The organism is Pseudomonas sp. PS1(2021) (genome assembly GCF_020405165.1).
In the GTDB taxonomy this organism is placed as follows: domain Bacteria; phylum Pseudomonadota; class Gammaproteobacteria; order Pseudomonadales; family Pseudomonadaceae; genus Pseudomonas; species Pseudomonas aeruginosa.
This window is the reverse complement of sequence record NZ_CP084484.1, coordinates 5,217,543-5,234,271: the sequence shown is the minus strand read 5'-3', so window position 1 is coordinate 5,234,271 and position 16,729 is coordinate 5,217,543. Positions and strand designations below refer to the sequence as shown.

13 protein-coding genes are annotated in these 16,729 nt (G+C 66.8%); 4 read left to right on the top strand and 9 right to left on the bottom strand.

The window, feature by feature from the left end:
• The first annotated feature begins 123 nt into the window (after window positions 1–123).
• Window positions 124–1,191 carry a uroporphyrinogen decarboxylase gene (hemE, locus tag LE197_RS25015; protein WP_003103698.1) on the top strand — a complete coding sequence of 356 codons (1,068 nt, stop codon included), beginning with the start codon at window positions 124–126 and terminating at the stop codon, window positions 1,189–1,191.
• Window positions 1,192–1,312: 121 nt separating this feature from the next.
• On the opposite strand, the gene LE197_RS25010 is transcribed toward hemE, so the two are convergent.
• Both LE197_RS25010 and LE197_RS25005 read right to left on the bottom strand, forming a co-directional pair.
• On the bottom strand, window positions 1,313–2,293 hold the full coding sequence (locus LE197_RS25010; protein WP_003103696.1) for a hypothetical protein: 981 nt from the start codon (window positions 2,291–2,293) through the stop codon (window positions 1,313–1,315).
• A gap of 73 nt (window positions 2,294–2,366) precedes the next feature.
• On the bottom strand, window positions 2,367–3,440 hold the full coding sequence (locus tag LE197_RS25005; protein ID WP_003103694.1) for an AraC family transcriptional regulator: 1,074 nt from the start codon (window positions 3,438–3,440) through the stop codon (window positions 2,367–2,369).
• A 111-nt stretch (window positions 3,441–3,551) separates the two neighbouring features.
• On the opposite strand from LE197_RS25005, the gene LE197_RS25000 reads away from it, so the two are divergent.
• Complete coding sequence (locus LE197_RS25000; RefSeq protein ID WP_023108834.1) at window positions 3,552–4,481, top strand: oxidoreductase; 930 nt, start codon at window positions 3,552–3,554, stop codon at window positions 4,479–4,481.
• Between the two features lie 27 nt (window positions 4,482–4,508).
• On the opposite strand, the gene LE197_RS24995 is transcribed toward LE197_RS25000, so the two are convergent.
• On the bottom strand, window positions 4,509–5,825 hold the full coding sequence (locus LE197_RS24995; protein WP_003103690.1) for an MFS transporter: 1,317 nt from the start codon (window positions 5,823–5,825) through the stop codon (window positions 4,509–4,511).
• Between the two features lie 175 nt (window positions 5,826–6,000).
• Between LE197_RS24995 and LE197_RS24990 the strand changes: the two genes are divergently transcribed.
• Window positions 6,001–6,906 carry a LysR family transcriptional regulator gene (locus LE197_RS24990; protein WP_003095817.1) on the top strand — a complete coding sequence of 302 codons (906 nt, stop codon included), beginning with the start codon at window positions 6,001–6,003 and terminating at the stop codon, window positions 6,904–6,906.
• 90 nt (window positions 6,907–6,996) lie between these two features.
• Entirely contained in the window at window positions 6,997–7,764 is a 768-nt protein-coding gene (locus tag LE197_RS24985; RefSeq protein ID WP_023108833.1) for a ParA family protein, read from the top strand.
• 21 nt (window positions 7,765–7,785) lie between these two features.
• Here LE197_RS24985 and LE197_RS24980 read toward each other — a convergent pair whose 3' ends face one another.
• From LE197_RS24980 to mscK, 6 genes are all read right to left on the bottom strand, one after another.
• The gene (locus LE197_RS24980; protein WP_003095811.1) at window positions 7,786–8,601 is read right to left on the bottom strand and encodes a universal stress protein; all 816 of its coding nucleotides are present in this window, start codon (window positions 8,599–8,601) and stop codon (window positions 7,786–7,788) included.
• Between the two features lie 112 nt (window positions 8,602–8,713).
• The gene (locus LE197_RS24975; RefSeq protein ID WP_003116142.1) at window positions 8,714–9,166 is read right to left on the bottom strand and encodes a YiiD C-terminal domain-containing protein; all 453 of its coding nucleotides are present in this window, start codon (window positions 9,164–9,166) and stop codon (window positions 8,714–8,716) included.
• Between the two features lie 90 nt (window positions 9,167–9,256).
• Complete coding sequence (locus LE197_RS24970; RefSeq protein ID WP_016562437.1) at window positions 9,257–10,534, bottom strand: bifunctional O-acetylhomoserine aminocarboxypropyltransferase/cysteine synthase; 1,278 nt, start codon at window positions 10,532–10,534, stop codon at window positions 9,257–9,259.
• Window positions 10,535–10,654: 120 nt separating this feature from the next.
• On the bottom strand, window positions 10,655–11,629 hold the full coding sequence (locus tag LE197_RS24965) for a sulfite exporter TauE/SafE family protein (protein WP_226033716.1): 975 nt from the start codon (window positions 11,627–11,629) through the stop codon (window positions 10,655–10,657).
• Between the two features lie 150 nt (window positions 11,630–11,779).
• The gene (gene selO / locus LE197_RS24960; RefSeq protein WP_003116144.1) at window positions 11,780–13,240 is read right to left on the bottom strand and encodes a protein adenylyltransferase SelO; all 1,461 of its coding nucleotides are present in this window, start codon (window positions 13,238–13,240) and stop codon (window positions 11,780–11,782) included.
• 66 nt (window positions 13,241–13,306) lie between these two features.
• Window positions 13,307–16,663, bottom strand: coding sequence for a mechanosensitive channel MscK (mscK, locus tag LE197_RS24955; protein ID WP_003103675.1), 3,357 nt, complete (start codon window positions 16,661–16,663; stop codon window positions 13,307–13,309).
• Window positions 16,664–16,729 lie beyond the last annotated feature (66 nt).

Sequence of the window (16,729 nt, the reverse complement as noted above, 5' to 3'; positions counted from 1 at the left end):
CCCCCGCCGTGCCTTTTGTTTTGTGCTTTGCGACAATAGCGGCCCTTTTCGCCCGCCGGCCTGTGGATAACCCCCTTCCGCACGCGCCCGCGTGAAGCCAGCAGCCTTTGATCGGATGCCGTTATGACTGCCCTGAAGAACGACCGCTTCCTCCGCGCCCTGCTCAAGCAGCCCGTCGATGTCACCCCCGTCTGGATGATGCGCCAGGCCGGTCGTTACCTGCCGGAATACCGTGCCACCCGTGCCAAGGCCGGCGATTTCATGAGCCTGTGCATGAACCCGGAGCTGGCCTGCGAAGTGACCCTGCAGCCGCTGGACCGTTACCCGCAGCTGGACGCCGCGATCCTCTTCTCCGATATCCTGACCATTCCCGATGCCATGGGCCAGGGCCTGTACTTCGAGACCGGCGAAGGCCCGCGCTTCCGCAAGGTGGTCTCGTCGCTGGCCGACATCGAGGCGCTGCCGGTTCCCGATCCGGAACAGGACCTGGGCTATGTTATGGATGCCGTGCGCACCATCCGCCGCGAGCTGAACGGCCGCGTACCGCTGATCGGCTTCTCCGGCAGCCCCTGGACCCTCGCCACCTACATGGTCGAGGGCGGCTCGAGCAAGGACTTCCGCAAGTCCAAGGCGATGCTCTACGACAACCCTCAGGCCATGCACGCTCTGCTGGACAAGCTGGCGCAATCGGTGACCAGCTACCTCAACGGGCAGATCCACGCCGGCGCCCAGGCGGTGCAGATCTTCGACTCATGGGGCGGCAGCTTGTCGGCGGCGGCCTACCAGGAGTTCTCCCTGACCTACATGCGCAAGATCGTCGATGGATTGATCCGCGAGCACGACGGACGCCGGGTGCCGGTGATCCTCTTCACCAAGGGAGGCGGCCTGTGGCTGGAGTCGATGGCCGAGGTCGGCGCCGAGGCGCTGGGCCTGGACTGGACCTGCGACATCGGCAGCGCCCGGGCCCGTGTCGGTGAGCGCGTAGCCCTGCAAGGCAACATGGATCCCTCGGTGCTCTACGCCAATCCGGCGGCGATCCGCGCCGAAGTCGCGCGGATCCTGGCGGCCTACGGCAAGGGTACGGGGCATGTGTTCAATCTTGGCCACGGCATCACCCCGGAAGTCGACCCGGCCCATGCCGGCGCCTTCTTCGAGGCGGTGCACGAGCTGTCGGCGCAGTACCACGGCTGAGCCGGAACGAAAGAAGGGGAGCCGAGGCTCCCCTTTTTTCATGCGCGGGCCGACGGCCCTCCGGCGCGTTGGCTGGCGGGGTCGCGCCGGTGGCGTACCCGCCCTACGCAACCCGCCCGGCTCAACTGCTTACCTTGCCGGTGCGGTCGTTGATCACGAACAGCTTGCCGTTGGCGTCGCGCACGAGGATTTCCGCGCCCGGCTGGCCATCCATGTCGGCCACCGAATCGATGCTGTAGTTGACGTCGCCGATGCGGTAGTCGCTGCTGGCGCCGCTGGCGTGGTGGATGACCCGCACCTTGCCCTGCATCACCACGATCAGCTCGTTGCCCGGCTTGCCGTCGGTGTCCGCGGTGCCGCCATAGAGTGCCCAGGCGCTGGCGCCGATGTTGTATTCCTTGCGGGAACTGGCGTTGCTGATCACGTAGATGCCGGTGCTGGTGCGGCCGATGATCTCCGCGCCGGGCTGGCCGTCGAGGTCGGCGATCTGTGCGAGCGCGTGGTAGCCGCTGAAGGTGAAGTCCTTGGCGCCACTGGTGCGCGGGTCGATGACCTTGACGCCGTTGCCCATGTTCAGCACCAGTTCCTTGCCCGGCGCGCCGTCCACGTCGGCGACGTCGAACAGGCCCCAGGTGCCGTTGTAGCTGAAGGTGGCGTCGCGTTGCGTACGGGTGCGATCGAATACGGTGCGCACGCCGTTGCCGATGCTGAGGATGACTTCGTCGCCGGCGACGTTGTCGACGTCGGTGGCGCGCATGATCGCCCAGGAGACGTTGCCTACCGGGTACTTGCGCTGGGTGGTGCTGGCGTGGGAAACGATCACCAGGTCGGGACCGGCCTTGACCAGGATTTCCGCGCCGGGCTGGCCGTCGGTATCGGTGGCGCCGAAGACCGACCAGACCACGTTGCCGAAGCTGTAGTTGCGGGTGCTGCCGCCTTCCACCACCTGCAGGTTGGCGCCGTCGCGGTAGACCGCGGCGAGCTGGCCGTTGCCCCGCAGGTCCCAGGTTCCTACCAGAACGCCGGCCGCCTGGGCTGCGCTGGCGCAGAGGGAGAACAGTGCCGTGCCGAGCAGGCAGGCGCGCTTGATCGCTGGTTTCATAAAGTCCCTTTCATATCGCTGTCGAGGCCGGCCGGATGCCGGCCGCAGCAGCATAGAACAGCGCTTGCTGCGCTCAAGGGAAACGCGAGGGATTTGTCGAGCGCTTGGCATTTGTTCGTGAAACTGGTTGCCCGCCCAGCAGGCGGGCGCGGGTGTCGCTCGGCGGCTCGCCGGTCCAGCGCTTGAAGGCGCGGGTGAAGTTGGTTGGATCGCTGTAACCCAGGTACAGGGCGATACGCTGCAACGACACCTCGGGACGCCGCAGCAATCGCAAGGCCTGGCGCTGGCGAGCCTGACCGAGCAACTGGCGAAAGCTGGTGCCGGCGTCATGCAGATGCCGCTTGAGGCTGCGGCTGGACAGGTGCAGGCGCGCGGCTACTTCCTCCAGGTTGGGGAAGCGCTGTTCCTGGCGTTCCAGCTCCAGCCGCACGCGGGCGCAGATGTCCCGGCGGCCGGCATCGAGCAGCGCCAGTTCGCGCTCGCAGTGTTCGCGGGCGCGGCGCAACGCAGCCGGATCGGCCATCGGTAGCGAGCGGGCGAGCAGGATGGCGGGGAACACCAGCTGGACGTGGGCCTGGTCGTAGCGGCACTGCGGCAGCGGCACAGGCACGGCAGGTTCGGGGTAGTCGAAGTCGAGCCTGCCGACCAGGGCCGGTTCGCCGAGCAGCCAGGCGCCGGAGCGATACAGGCCGATCAGCAGGGCTTCGCTGAAGTACCGGTGCAGCGCCGGCGGGAGCGCAGGGCCTGGCAGCAGGCGCAGGATCACCTGCTCGTCCTCGCGCAGCAGGCTGATTTCGACGTTGCCCTGCAGCAGCGGCATGTAGCGCAGCGCCAGGCACAAGGCATCGCCGAGCGTCGCCGAGGCCATCATCGCGTAGCCCAGGCTGCCATGGGCGGTGGGAGGCGTGCGCAAGGCGAGCTGTGCGCCGAGGCCGGGGTCGCCGCTCAGCGCGAGCGCCGTGGCGGCGATCGCCTGGTACTGCTGCGATGTGACGCGTGCTTCCGGCTCTTCCAGTCGCAGCGTCGACAGACCGATTTCCCGCAGCAGCGCACGTCCGTCCAGGCCGCGTTCCTCCAGCAGGCCGAGCAGCAGGCGCGGATAGGCAGCGGTGATGGTCGGTGCGTCGGAGTCCGTGCGGCGGCTCATGCTGGCGTGTCCTGGCCCGAAATGATCGGCAGTCTGGCGCGAGCGCGTCTGCCGCTGCATTGGCTGGTGCCGCGATACTGCCCGGCAACGCAGTCAAGCGGAGAACGAGCGATGCATCCCTGGGCACGACGCAACATTCCACAACTGGCCGGGCGCCTGGCGCTGGTCACCGGCGCCAACAGCGGCCTGGGTTGGCAGGCGGCGCGCACGCTGGCCGGCAAAGGGGCGACCGTGGTGATGGCCTGCCGCAATCGCGAACAGGCGGAGCGGGCGCGGCGGGCGATCCTCGACGAGTATCCCCAGGCACGCCTGGAGCTGACCGATCTCGACCTGGCCGACCTCGCCTCGATCCGCGCCTGCGCCGCCGGTTTCCGTCAGCGCCACGAACGCCTCGATCTCTTGTTCAACAACGCCGGAGTGATGTTCCTGCCCCTGCGGCGTACCCGCGACGGTTTCGAGATGCAGATGGGCACCAATCACCTCGGCCACTTCGCCCTTACGGGACTGCTGCTGGAGTCGTTGCTGGCCGCTCCACGGCCCAGGGTGGTGGGCATGACCAGCGGTTTCAACCAGTTCGGCCGGCTGCCGCTCGACGACCTCAACGCCGAGCGCGGCTACAACCGCTATCTCGCCTATTGCCACAGCAAGCAGGCCAATCTGCTGTTCAGCCTGGAGTTGCAGCGCCGCGCCGGCCAGCGGGGCGTGCTTCTGCAGAGCCTGGCGGCGCATCCGGGCTACGCGGCGACCAACCTGCAGTACGCGGCGCCGGCGATGTCCGGTTCGCGCCTGGGACGCTGGGCGATGAAGATGGCCAACGGAGCGTTCGCGCAATCGGCGGAGATGGGAGCGCTGCCGGCACTTTCCGCGCTGACCGAACAGCGTTGGTATGGCGGCGCCTATGTCGGCCCGGATCGCTGGCTGGAAACCCGCGGTTATCCGGCGGCGGCGCGGATTCCGCGGAATGCGCGCGACCTGGGGCTGGCCGCGCGGCTGTGGGCGCTATCGGAAGAACTGACCGGAGTACGCTTCTGGTCGGAGTGAAGGCGCCGGGAGACCGGCGCATCGAACTCAGTGGGCGGCCTGCGCCAGGGTGTTGCCAGGCAGGGCCGGCAGGCGCGCCAGGTGCAGCGAGACCAATACCGCGACCACCAGCAGCGAGCCGATGAACAGCCCGATGCCGTTCCAGCCGTAGTAATGCCAGAACACCCCGCCGAGGGTGCCGGCCAGGCTTGAGCCGACGTAGTAGCTGAACAGGTAGAGCGACGAGGCCTGGCCCTTGGCGCGCAGGGCGCGGCGCCCGATCCAACTGCTCGCCACCGAGTGCGCGCCGAAGAAGCCGAAGGTGAATAGCAGCAGGCCGGCGAGCATCAGCGGGATCGGCTCGAACAGGGTCAGCAGCAGGCCGCCGAGCATCAGCAGGATGACCGCCCAGAGCACCTTGCGTCGCCCCAGCTTGTCGGCCAGCGAACCGACCCAGGCCGAGCTGTAGATGCCCGAGAGGTAAACCACCGAGAGCACGCCGACCACCGCCTGGCTCATGTGGTAGGGCTCGGCCAGCAGGCGGTAGCCGATGTAGTTGAACAGGGTGACGAAGCTGCCCATCAGCAGGAAACCGATCAGGAACAGCCAGGGCAGTCCGGCGTCGCGGAAGTGCAAGCGGTAGCCGTTGAGCAGGGTCGCCGGTTTCAGCGGTGCCGGCCGGAAGTGTTTCGATTCGGGCAGCACGCGCCAGAACACCAGCGCGGCGACCAGGGCCAGGCCGCCGAGGACCGCCAGTGCGGCATGCCAGGAGATGAAATCGACCAGGACGCCGCTGATCAGGCGTCCGCTCATCCCGCCGATGGCGTTGCCGCCGATGTACAGGCCCATCGACAGGCCGATGTGCTGCGGATGGATCTCTTCGCTGAGATAGGTCATCGCCACCGCGGCCAGGCCGCTCAAGGACAGCCCGACCAGCGCGCGCATCAGCAGCACGCCATGCCAGGTGGGCATCACCGCGCTGCCGAGGGTGAACAGCGCGGCGGCCAGCAGCGAGACGACCATCACCGGCTTGCGACCGATCGCGTCGGAGATCGGGCCGGTGACCAGCAGGCCAAGGGCGAGCATGGCGGTGGCGACGGACAATGCCAGGCTGCTTTCCGCGGCGCTGATGGAAAACGCCTTGGACAGCACCGGCATCATCGGCTGGATGCAGTAGAGCAGGGCAAAGGTGGCGAAACCGCCGGAGAACAGCGCCAGCGAGGTGCGCATGAACTGCGGGGTGCCTTTCTCGATATAGCGTTCGACTTCGGTGGCGGCTTCCAGCACCTCGTTGGCTGCTTCGCGGGCCGCCTCGATTAACGCGGGTTCTTCTTCGGCCTGTGGCCGGACTTGCGGATTGCTCACGGGGCACCTCTGGGGTCGGTGGCGAGCAGGCACAACGAGGCCGCGCCACCTGGATTTCAGGGACAAGGGGTCGTTGTTGGAGGTTATGTGGCAAAGGATATAGATAGGTTTATATGATTTCCAATATATTGATCGACACGATTGATATGTAAAAAGACCTAATTGGAGGGGCCGCGTGGAACTCAGGCACCTGCGCTATTTCATCGCCGTCGCCGAGGAGCTGCACTTCGGCCGCGCCGCCGAGCGCCTGGGGATCTCCCAGCCGCCGTTGAGCCAGCAGATCCAGGCGCTGGAGGAGGAAATCGGTGCGCGCCTGTTCGAGCGCACCAACCGCCGCGTCGAACTCACCGACGCCGGCCGGCTGTTCCTCGACGAGTCCCGCCAGGTGCTGGCCCAGGTAGACAAGGCGGTGTTGCTGGCGCGTCGGGCCCACCTGGGGGAACTGGGCGAGCTGAAGATCGGTTTCACTTCCTCGGCACCCTTCACCTCGACCATACCCAGCAGCATCCATGCCTTCCGCAAGGCCTATCCGGACGTACACCTCGACCTGCAGGAAATGAGCAGCCGCCAGGTACTCAAGGCGCTGCTCGAGGAAAGCCTGCAGGTGGGCGTGATCCGCCCGCTGGCGCTGCCGGATGCGGTGCATTGGGTGGAGTTGTTCCGCGAACCGCTGGTGGCGGTGCTGCGGGCCGACCATCCGCTGGCGGCCGGCAGCGAGGATGGCCTGGCCATCGCCGCCCTGGCCGAGGAGCCCTTCGTGTTCTTCCCGCGCAGCTACGGCACCGGGCTCTACGACCAGGTCATCGCCCTGACCCGACAGGCCGGCTTCAGCCCGCGCATCGCCCAGGAGGCCAGCGAGGCGATGACCATCATCGGCCTGGTCTCGGCCGGACTGGGGGTGTCGATCCTGCCGGCGTCGTTCCGCCGCACCCGGGTCGACGGCGTGGTCTACCGCACCCTGAGCGATCCCGAGGCGACGACTGCGGTATGGCTGGTCCGTCGGCAGAACGAGGGCTCGCCGCTGGCGCTGTCCTTCATCGACCTGGTGACCCGTGAGGCGGCCAGCCTGCGCCGGCGCTGAACCGCTCTACGTCAGGACCGAGACGGCGCTCGCGCTTGCCCGCGGCTTTGCCTATCATCCGGGATCAGGCTCGGCTCACGGAGATTTCCCATGCGGCGCGTGGTGTTCAATCAGAAAGGCGGGGTAGGCAAGTCCAGCATCGCCTGCAACCTGGCGGCGGTCAGCGCGGCGGAGGGCTATCGCACCCTGCTGGTGGACCTGGACGCCCAGGCCAACTCCACGCACTACCTGACCGGACTGACCGGCGAGGACCTGCCGGTGGGGATCGCCGACTTCTTCAAGCAGACCTTGTCTTCCGGGCCCTTCAGCAAGAAGGGCAGGGTCGAGATCTACGAGACGCCGTTCGACAACCTGCACATCGTCACCTCCAGCCCCGAACTGGCCGACCTGCAGCCGAAGCTGGAGTCGAAGCACAAGATCAACAAGCTGCGCAAATTGCTGGACGAACTGGACGAAGACTACGACCGGATCTACCTGGATACCCCGCCGGCACTGAATTTCTACACGGTATCTGCGCTGATCGCTGCCGATCGCTGCCTGATCCCCTTCGATTGCGACAGCTTCTCCCGCCAGGCGCTGTATGGCCTTCTCCAGGAGATCGAGGAACTGCGCGACGACCACAACGAAGACCTGCAGGTCGAGGGCATCGTGGTCAACCAGTTCCAGCCGCGCGCCAGCCTGCCGCAGCAACTGCTCGACGAGCTGGTGGCGGAGGAACTGCCGGTGCTGCCGGTGTACCTGATGATCTCGGTGAAGATGCGCGAGTCGCACCAGGCTTGCACCCCGCTGATCTTCCTCGAACCGCGGCACAAGTTGACCCAGCAGTTCGTCGAGTTGCACGGGCTGCTCGAAAGCTGAGCAGCCTCTGCGGCAGCGCTTCTACGAGGTAACCAGGACGTCACAGCTCGGCTGGCGCAGGTAACGTTGCGCCAGGTTGCCGAGCAGCGCCTGCATCAGCGCGTTGCGGCTGTGCCGGCCGAGGGCGAGCAGCTCCGGCTGGCGCTGCTTCAACGCGGCGTCCAGACTGTACGGCAGCACGCCGGGAACCACTTCGTGGCTCAGCTGCGGCCCGACGCCCGGCAGGCGCTCCTGCTCGTCGCTCAGCAATTGTTCGATCAGCCCGGCCTGGGTGGCCAGGTGCGCGGCATTCTGCCTGGGCAGGCCGAGCACGCCGTCGTCGGGGGACTCGAACACGTGCAGGGCGTGCAGGTCGGCTTCCACCGGCAGCAGGCGGTAGGCCTGGCGCAGCGCGGTACAGGCGCACTGGGAAAAGTCCAGGGCGCTGAGCGCCTGGCGGTAGGGTTCGTCCGCCTCGCGCACGGCGAGCAGCACCGGCACCCGGCTGCGCCGCACCACCTGGTCGAGGGTGGTGTTGCCGAAGCGTTCGAAGGTCTTCTGGTGGTGTGCGCCCATCAGCAACAGGTCCGGTTCGAGCGCCCGGGTCTGCTGCAGGATGCCGTCGATCGGCTGGCCCCTGAACAGGTGGATGGCGCTGTCCTCGTCGAGGCCGGCCTCCTTGCGCTTGAGCTGCAGCATGGCGCTGACGGTCTTCACCGCCGACGCCGATAGCCCCGGGTCGTACACGTGCAGCAGGCTGACCCGCGCATCGTGCTGGCGGGCCAGTTGGGCGGCGCGGGCGAGGGCGACGTCGGCTTCCGGGGTGAGGTCGTGGGCGACCAGGAGGTGGCGGATCATGGCGGACTCCGTGGGATGGCTACGCTGGCTTCTCCACTGTCGCGCCGCAGCTCGCTACGGACCTTGATCCATGGCAGAAAAAACCTTCGCCGGGCCCTGCGAAATCTGCCAGTCAGGGCCGCGCGTGGCTGCGTAGCTGGTACAGCGCGGTGCTTTCCGCCACCACCTCCCCCTGCTCGTCGGTGAGTTGCAGTTCGAGGCTGTATTCGGCCTTGCCGCGCTCCCCGGCCTCGGTTTCCAGTTGGCGGATGCGCTCGGCATCCAGGCGTGCCTCGACGCGTATGTCGCCCTTGGCCGGGCGGCGGAAGCGCAAGGTCATCTCCTTGACGATGGGATAGAAGCGGGCGCTGTCGAAGCTGGTCAGGAACAGCGCGCCACCGGGAATTTCGGCGAGGGTGAAGAGCGCCCCTGCGTACATGCTGCCGATGTGGTTCTCGTTGCCGGCGCCCGGCATGCGCAGGCGCACGTAGCCGGGTTCGAGGACTTCCGCCCTGAGTCCGCTGCGCTGGACGAAGGCGATCTTTTCTTCGGTCAGGTGCCTGGCGAGTTCGGTGGGCAGTGGCATGGCGCTCTCCATGTCGGGGATCCCAGCCAGACTAGCCGGCCGGCCAGGCCGGGCAAGGACCGAAACGCTCGCCCGGACTGACCGATCCGCTCAGCGTGCGGCGGCGGCCAGGGCCTGGTCGAGGTCGGCGAGGATGTCGTCGATGTGCTCGATGCCGATCGACAGCCGCACCATGTCGTCGGAGACTCCGGCGCGGGCCAGTTCCTCCGCGTTCAACTGGCGGTGGGTGGTGCTCGCCGGGTGGCAGGCCAGGGACTTGGCGTCGCCGATGTTGACCAGCCGCACCACCAGCCTCAAGGCGTCGATGAAGCGCGCGCCGGCGGCGCTGCCGCCCTGGATGCCGAAGGACAGGATCGCCGCCGGGCGGCCCCCCAGGTAGCGCCGGGCCAGGGCGTGCTCGGGGTTGTCGGCGAGGCCGGCGTATTTCACCCAGGCCACCTGCGGATGTTGTTGCAGGTAGCGGGCTACGGCGAGGGCGTTGTCGCAGTGGCGCTCCATGCGCAGCGCCAGGGTCTCCAGGCCTTGGAGGATGAGGAAGGCGTTGAACGGCGAGAGCGCCGCGCCCATGTTGCGCAGCGGTACCACCCGGCAGCGGCCGATGAAGGCGGCGGGTCCGAAGGCCTCGGTGTAGGTGACGCCGTGGTAGGACGGATCGGGCGTGTTCAGCAGCGGGAAGCGCGACTTGTTCGCCGCCCAGTCGAATTTGCCGGAGTCGACCACGATCCCGCCGATGCTGGTGCCGTGGCCGCCCATGTACTTGGTCAGCGAGTGCACGATGATGTCGGCACCGTGCTCGAACGGCCGGCAGAGCACCGGGGTGGCTACCGTGTTGTCGACGATCAGCGGTACGCCGTGGCGGTGAGCGGCGTCGGCCAGTGCCTGCAGGTCGATGATGTTGCCCGCCGGGTTGCCGATGGTTTCGCAGAACACGGCCTTGGTCCGCTCGTCGATCAGCGCTTCCAGGGCGGCGATGTCGTCGTGGGCGGCGAAGCGCGCCTGGATGCCGATGCGTGGCAGGGTGTGGGCCAGCAGGTTGTAGGTGCCGCCGTAGAGCTTGGCCACCGAGACGATGTTGTCGCCGGCCTCGGCGACGGTCTGGATCGCGTAGGTGATAGCCGCCATCCCCGAGGCCACCGCCAGCGCCCCGACCCCGCCTTCCAGCGCCGCGACGCGCTGTTCCAGTACATCGTTGGTGGGGTTCATGATCCGTGTGTAGATGTTGCCCGGTACCTTCAGGTCGAACAGGTCGGCGCCATGCTGGGTGTCGTCGAAAGCGTAGGAGGTGGTCTGGTAGATCGGCACCGCCACCGCGCGGGTGGTCGGGTCAGGGCTGTAGCCGGCGTGGACGGCCAGGGTTTCCAGTTTCATGCAGCGTTCCTTCGGGCAGATTGGAAGGACGCAGCATGGGAAAGCGCGCCGGGCGGGTCAATGCGCCCGGGCAAGGAAAAGCGTGCCTGGTTAGACCGTTGTGTTCGCCGCTTATGCCTGTCAGCGCAGGCCGATGTAGATGTTGTAGGCGCTGATCAGGGTGATCAGGGTGCCGACGATGACCAGCAGGGTGCGCGGCGAAAGCTTCTTGCACAGCAGGGCGGCGAACGGCGCGGCGAACAGGCCGCCGAAGACCAGTCCGGCGACCATCTTCCAGGTGTCCGGCTGGCCGGCGAGGAGGATGAAGGAGGTGGCGCTGGCGATGGTCAGGAAGAACTCGGCGAAGTTCACCGAGCCGATGGTGGTGCGCGGGTCGCTACCCGAGCCGATCAGGCTGCTGGTGACCACCGGGCCCCAGCCGCCGCCGCCGGCGGCATCGACGAAGCCGCCGAAGAGTGCCAGCTTGGCCACGTGGCGCGGTGCCCGGCGCGTGATCACGTGGCGGTAGGCCTTGCTCAGGATGTACAGGCCCATCAGCAGCAGGTAGGCGGAGATGAAGGGCTTGAGCTGGTGGCCGTCGAAGCGGGTGATCAGCACGGCGCCGAGCACCGCGCCGATCATTCTCGGCAGCAGCAGGCGGAGGAAGAGTGACTTGTTGACGTTGCCGAGCTTGACGTGGGAAATCCCGGAAAAGCCGGTGGTGAACACTTCGGCGATGTGCACGCTGGCGCTGGCGGCGGCCGGCGTGGCGCCAGCGCTGAGCAGGAAGGTGGTGGCAGTAATGCCGTAGGCCATGCCCAGCGCACCGTCGATCACCTGGGCGAAGAAGCCCACCGCCACCGCGCTCCAGAAACCTCGGCTGGTCAGGGCCTGCTCGATGATCTCGAAGCCGCTGCTGCCGCCGTTGTCGAAGAACAGGCGCCAGGCCAGGAAGGCGAGCAGGCCGACCAGGATCAGCACCGCCGCCCACATGGCGGCGCGCAGTACCGGGTGGTCGTCCGGATGGGTGACGAAATCTTCGACAGGAGGCAGACCTAGCGCCTGGTGTTCGGTGTTGATCGAACTCTGGCTGAGATCGAGGTCGCGTATCTTCATGCGGCAAGGCGCCTGACAGGAGGTGGTAGAACAGGCTGGAATAAGTGTGGCGGCGAAGATAATCGGCTTTTCTTAGTGCGTCTAAGAAGTTTTCCGAAGGTATTTATTCCATTGCGGCATTATCGGCCGCCGTTCTGTCAGGGCATCCCGTCAGGAGGAGCAACTGATTTCCAGGTGCCGCCCCCAGTCCGGCGGGCGCCGAGTGAAGCGCTCCATGCCCGGCTGTTCCTCGAACGGGCGACTCAGTACCTGGTGCAGCAAGCGGACTTCCGTGTAGTCGCCCTGCTCGGCCGCTTCGATGGCCTGCTGTGCCAGGTAGTTGCGCAGCACATAGAGCGGATTGACCGCGTGCATGCGCCGGCGCCGCGACTCCTGGTCTCCGCCTTCTTCCTCGACGCGCCGGCGGTAGGCCTCGGCCCAGCGGTCGAAGGCCTCGCGGTCGACGAAGTCGTCGCGCAGGCTGGCCAGCGCCCGCTCCGGAGTTTCTTCGCCGAGTCGGCGGAAGAACAGCGAGTAATCCACCGCGCTGCCCTGCATGCGCTGCAACAGTTCCTGGACCAGGGCCTGGTCGTTCTCCGCGGCGACGCCCAGGCCCAGGCGCCGGCGCATCAGGTCGAGGTAGTGGGCCTGGTAGAGGGGCAGGAACAGGTCGAGGCTGGCGCGCAGTTCGTCCACTTCCACCAGTGGCGTCAGCGCCTGGGCCAGGGCGGCCAGGTTCCAATGGGCGATCGGTACCTGGTTGCTGAAGGAGTAGCGGCCGGCGTCGTCGGAGTGGTTGCAGATGTGATTGGCGTCGAAATCGTCGAGGAAGGCGTAGGGCCCGTAGTCGAAGGTAATGCCGAGGATCGACATGTTGTCGGTGTTCATCACCCCGTGGCAGAAGCCATAGGCCTGCCAGCGGGCGATGAGTTCGGCGTTGCGCTCGACGACCTGGCGGAACATCGCCGCGTATGGCCGCTCGGCTGCATTGCAGTCGGCGAAGTGGTGTTCCAGAACGAACGCCGCCAACTGTTTCAACTGGTCGTGCTGGCGGGTGTAGTAGAAGTATTCGAAGTGACCGAAGCGCACGTGGCTGGGCGCCAGGCGCAGCAGCGTCGCCGCGCTTTCCTTCTTCTCGCGCCAGACCGGCGTGCTCGAACCGATCACGCAGAGCGCCCGGCTGCTGGGAATGCCCAGTGCCGGAAGGGCTTCGGAGGCGAGGAACTCGCGGATCGACGAGCGCAGCACGGCGCGCCCGTCGCCCATCCGCGAGTAGGGGGTCTGGCCGGCGCCCTTGAGGTGCAGGTCCCAGTGCTCGCCGGCCTGGTTGATCACCTCGCCGAGCAGCAGGCCGCGGCCGTCGCCCAGGCGTGGGTTATAGGAGCCGAACTGGTGGCCGGAATACACCATCGCCCGCGGCTCGGCCTCCGACCACAGTTTGTGCCCGCCGAACAGTTCGGCGAACAGCGCTTCGTCGCTGGTTTCCGCTGGCAGGTCGAGCAGCGCCAGGGCGGCGGGGCTGGCTACCACCAGGCGCGGCTCGGCGATGGGGTCGGGCAGGACTTCGGTGGAGAAGGCGTCGCCCAGGCGGGCGAAGCGGTTGTCGAAGTCGAGGTCGTCGAGTGATTTCAAGAGAGGCCTCCGGCAATTCCCGAGCATTGTGCTGGGAATTGCCGGAGGGCGTCCAGGCCCGGAGGTTCAGCGGGTCGGTTCGGCGGGACCGTCCTGGCCCTTGAGCGCGGGCGGATTGCCGACGCCGCTGTGCTGCGGCTCGCCGACGAACAGCTGGACCTGCTGGCCCTGGAGGTTCTTGACGAACACATCGACCTGGTTGAAAGCCATGTCGATCTTGTGTTCGCGGAAGCTGGTGGCGATCTTCGTCAGGATCTCGTCGGTAGAGGGGTTGCGGTCGCCCAGTTCGCGGACGTGGAAGCGCAGCTCGTAGTCGAAGGTACTGGCGCTGATGGTCAGGAAGTACAGCAGCGGCTCCGGGTCGCGCAGTACCCGCGGGTTTTCCTTGACCGCCTGCATCATCAGCTTGCGCGCCAGCGGCAGGTCGGTCTCGTAGGCCAGGCCGATCTTGATGGTGACCCGGGTCACGGTATCGCTCAGCGACCAGTTCACCAGTTGCCCGGTGATGAAGGTCTGGTTCGGGACGATGATCTCCTTGCGGTCGAAATCGGTGATGGTGGTGGCGCGGATGCGGATCCGGCTGACCGTGCCGGACAGGTTGCCGATGGTCACCACGTCGCCGATTCGTACCGGACGCTCGAAGAGGATGATCAGGCCGGAGACGAAGTTGGAGAAGATCGCCTGCAGGCCGAAACCGAGGCCTACCGAGAGCGCCGCCACCAGCCATTGCAGCTTGTCCCAGCTGACCCCGAGGGTGGACAGGGCGCTGACGATGCCGATGCCGCTGATGGCGTAGGAAAGCAGGGTGGTGGTGGCGTAGGCGCTGCCCTGGGCCAGGGTCAGGCGCTGCAGTACCAGGACTTCCAGCAGGCCGGGCAGGTTGCGCGCCAGGGCCACGGTGACCACCGCGATGGCCAGCGCCGCGAGGAAGTCGCGCAGGCTGATCGGCACGCTGGTGGCCGCTTCGCCGGTGCCGGCGGTGTACTGGTACAGGGTGACGTTGTCGAGGTAGGAGATCACGCTGATCAGGTCGGCCCAGACCCAGTACAGGCAGACGATGAAGCCGATCAGCAGAGCCAGGCGGATCAGCCGCAGCGATTGCTGGTTGATCTGCTCGATGCCGAGGGTCGGCTCCTCGACGTTGGTCTCGCCGTCGACGCCTTCCTTCGCCGCGTTCTGCCGTTTCGCCAGGGCCCGGGCGTAGGCCAGGCGCCGGGCCGCCACGCCCAGGCCGCGGACGAAGGCGGCTTCGATGACGAACCAGAGCAGCAGCAGGTAAAGGGTATCGATGAGACGGTCGGTGAGCTTCAGCGAGGTGTAGTAGTAGCCGAAGCAGACCGCGACGAAGAGCACCAGCGGCAGCGCGGTGAAGAGGATGCCGACGATCATCTTGATCAGCGACGGACGCTCGTCACCGGGGCTGCTGAACAGCAGGCGGCTGAGCAGCCAGGCCATGGCCGCGTAGCCGAGCAGGACCACGGCGATGCCGATCACGTCGTCGGCCAGACTCGCCGGCTGGTGCTCGGCCACCGTCACCACGCCGACCAGCGCCAGGACCACAACGCCGAGGCGGACCAGGTGCCGGTCGAGGAAGCCGACCTGTTCGCGGCTCCAGTGGAAATGCCGCTCGGCAATGCCGCCCGGGGTGAGGATGCGATGGGCGGTGTAGAACAGCAGCCAGACCTGGGCCATTTCCAGCAGGGCGCTGCCGAGGGTGGCGTTCTGGCCGCGGGCGTCCAGCAGCAGGGCCAGCCCGGCGACGGCGAAGGTCAGGGTGCCGGGCAGGGCGAGGAGGATGGTGATCAGGATCGCCAGCGGGGTATGCAGTTGGCTGTCGCGCTTGAAGTGGCCGATGTCGTCGTTCAGCTCCGCCAGCTTGTCGTACAGGTAGCGGCGTTTCCACAGCAGCGCGGCGATCAGCAGGAACAGCGGCAGGAACAGCAGCGGCCGATCGACCAGGCCTTCGCCCAGTTCACGCACCCCGGAGCCCCAGGGGATCTCGGTGAGCTGGTTCTTCAGCAGGGTCGGGGTCATCTTGAACCAGGACAGGTCGAGCGGCTGGTTGCTGGGAATCCAGAACATCTGCTCGTCGAGGGTGGTGCGCAGGCTCTCGCTGGTGGAAAGCAACTGTTTCTGGTTCAACTGCAAGGTGATCGCTTCGTTGAGCAGCGCGTTGAGTTCGTGGTTGAGCCGTTCGAGCAACTCGGAACGGGTTGCCAACAGGGTGTCGAGATCCTTGCGCAGTTCCGGCGTGACCTGCTCGCTGGGCTGCTGGGCGAGCAGGTCGTCCAGGTATTGCTGCGGGGTCGCCAGCTTGTCGCGTTCCTGGTTCAGTTCGAACTGGCCGAGGCGCAGGTCGGCGATCTCGTCGGCCAGGCTCTGGTCGGCCTTGATCTTGGGCAGCGCCTGTTTCTGCTTGTAGAGGATGCGCGACAGCAGCAGGCTGCCGCGCAGGACGTTGATCTGTTCCTCGAGGGCCTGGTTGGACTGGGTCAGGTTGTCCAGTTGCTGCTTGGTCTCGAGGTTGCGCCGGGTGAGCACGTTGAGGCGGTCGGTGGCACGCAGGAGGTAGTCGGAGAGACGCAGGTTCTTGGCGTTCTCCTGGCTCAGCAGGCTGTCGGTGCCGGCCCCCTGGGCGCCTTCCTTGGACAGCTCGGCGACGGTCTTTTCCGACTGCTCGCGGCGCTTCTCGCTGATCAGCGCCTGCAGGTCGAGGGTTTCCTTTTCCAGGCGCGAGATCTTCTCGGTGAGCAGATCGTGCTGGCTCTTGCCGAGGTCCTGCAGCAGGTTGTTGCCGGCCAGCTCCTGGCGCAACAGCTGGCTCTGCACGGTCAATGCGGCCTGCTCGGCGAGCAGCTCGCCGCGACGGTCGGCGTTGATCGTCTTGCCGCTTTCCTTGCCGGCCTTGAGCAGCGAGCCGATTTCCAGGATCCGTGCCTGCATGCTGCTGATGCCGGCCTGGGCTCGTTCCGGACGGGTCTCGGCGGTGATCGACAGGCTGTTGGCCTCGCCCAGGGCTTTCTGCCACTCGGCCTGCTGGGTGGTGCGGTCGTTGAGCAGCATTTCCAGGCGGGCCGCGCTCTCGCCGCTGTAGCGTTCGCTGACCGGACGTTCTTTGGTCTTCTTCAGGCGCTCCAGTTCGCGCTGGTTTTCCTCGATCTGCCGGGGCGCGTCGCTCAGGCGCTTTTTCAGGTCCTCCAGGCTCTGCAGCGCTTCGTCGCGCGCGGCGAGGAACTTGAGGGTCTGTTCGAGGCTGGCCTTTGCGACCTTCTGGTCGGCTTCGGCGAGCTTGCGCTCGGCCAGCTTGTCGAGGCTTTGCTGGACGGCCTCGGCCGAGGGCGGCTCGGACTGGGCGAGGAGCGGCGGACTGGCAAGGCAGAGGCCGAGGAAAAGAATAGCGATCAGGGAGCGAAGGGCAGGCATGGTCGAGAAGAGACTCGAAGAAGGGTGAATGCAGGTTAGTGGTGGCTCCGAGGCGCCGCAAGGCGC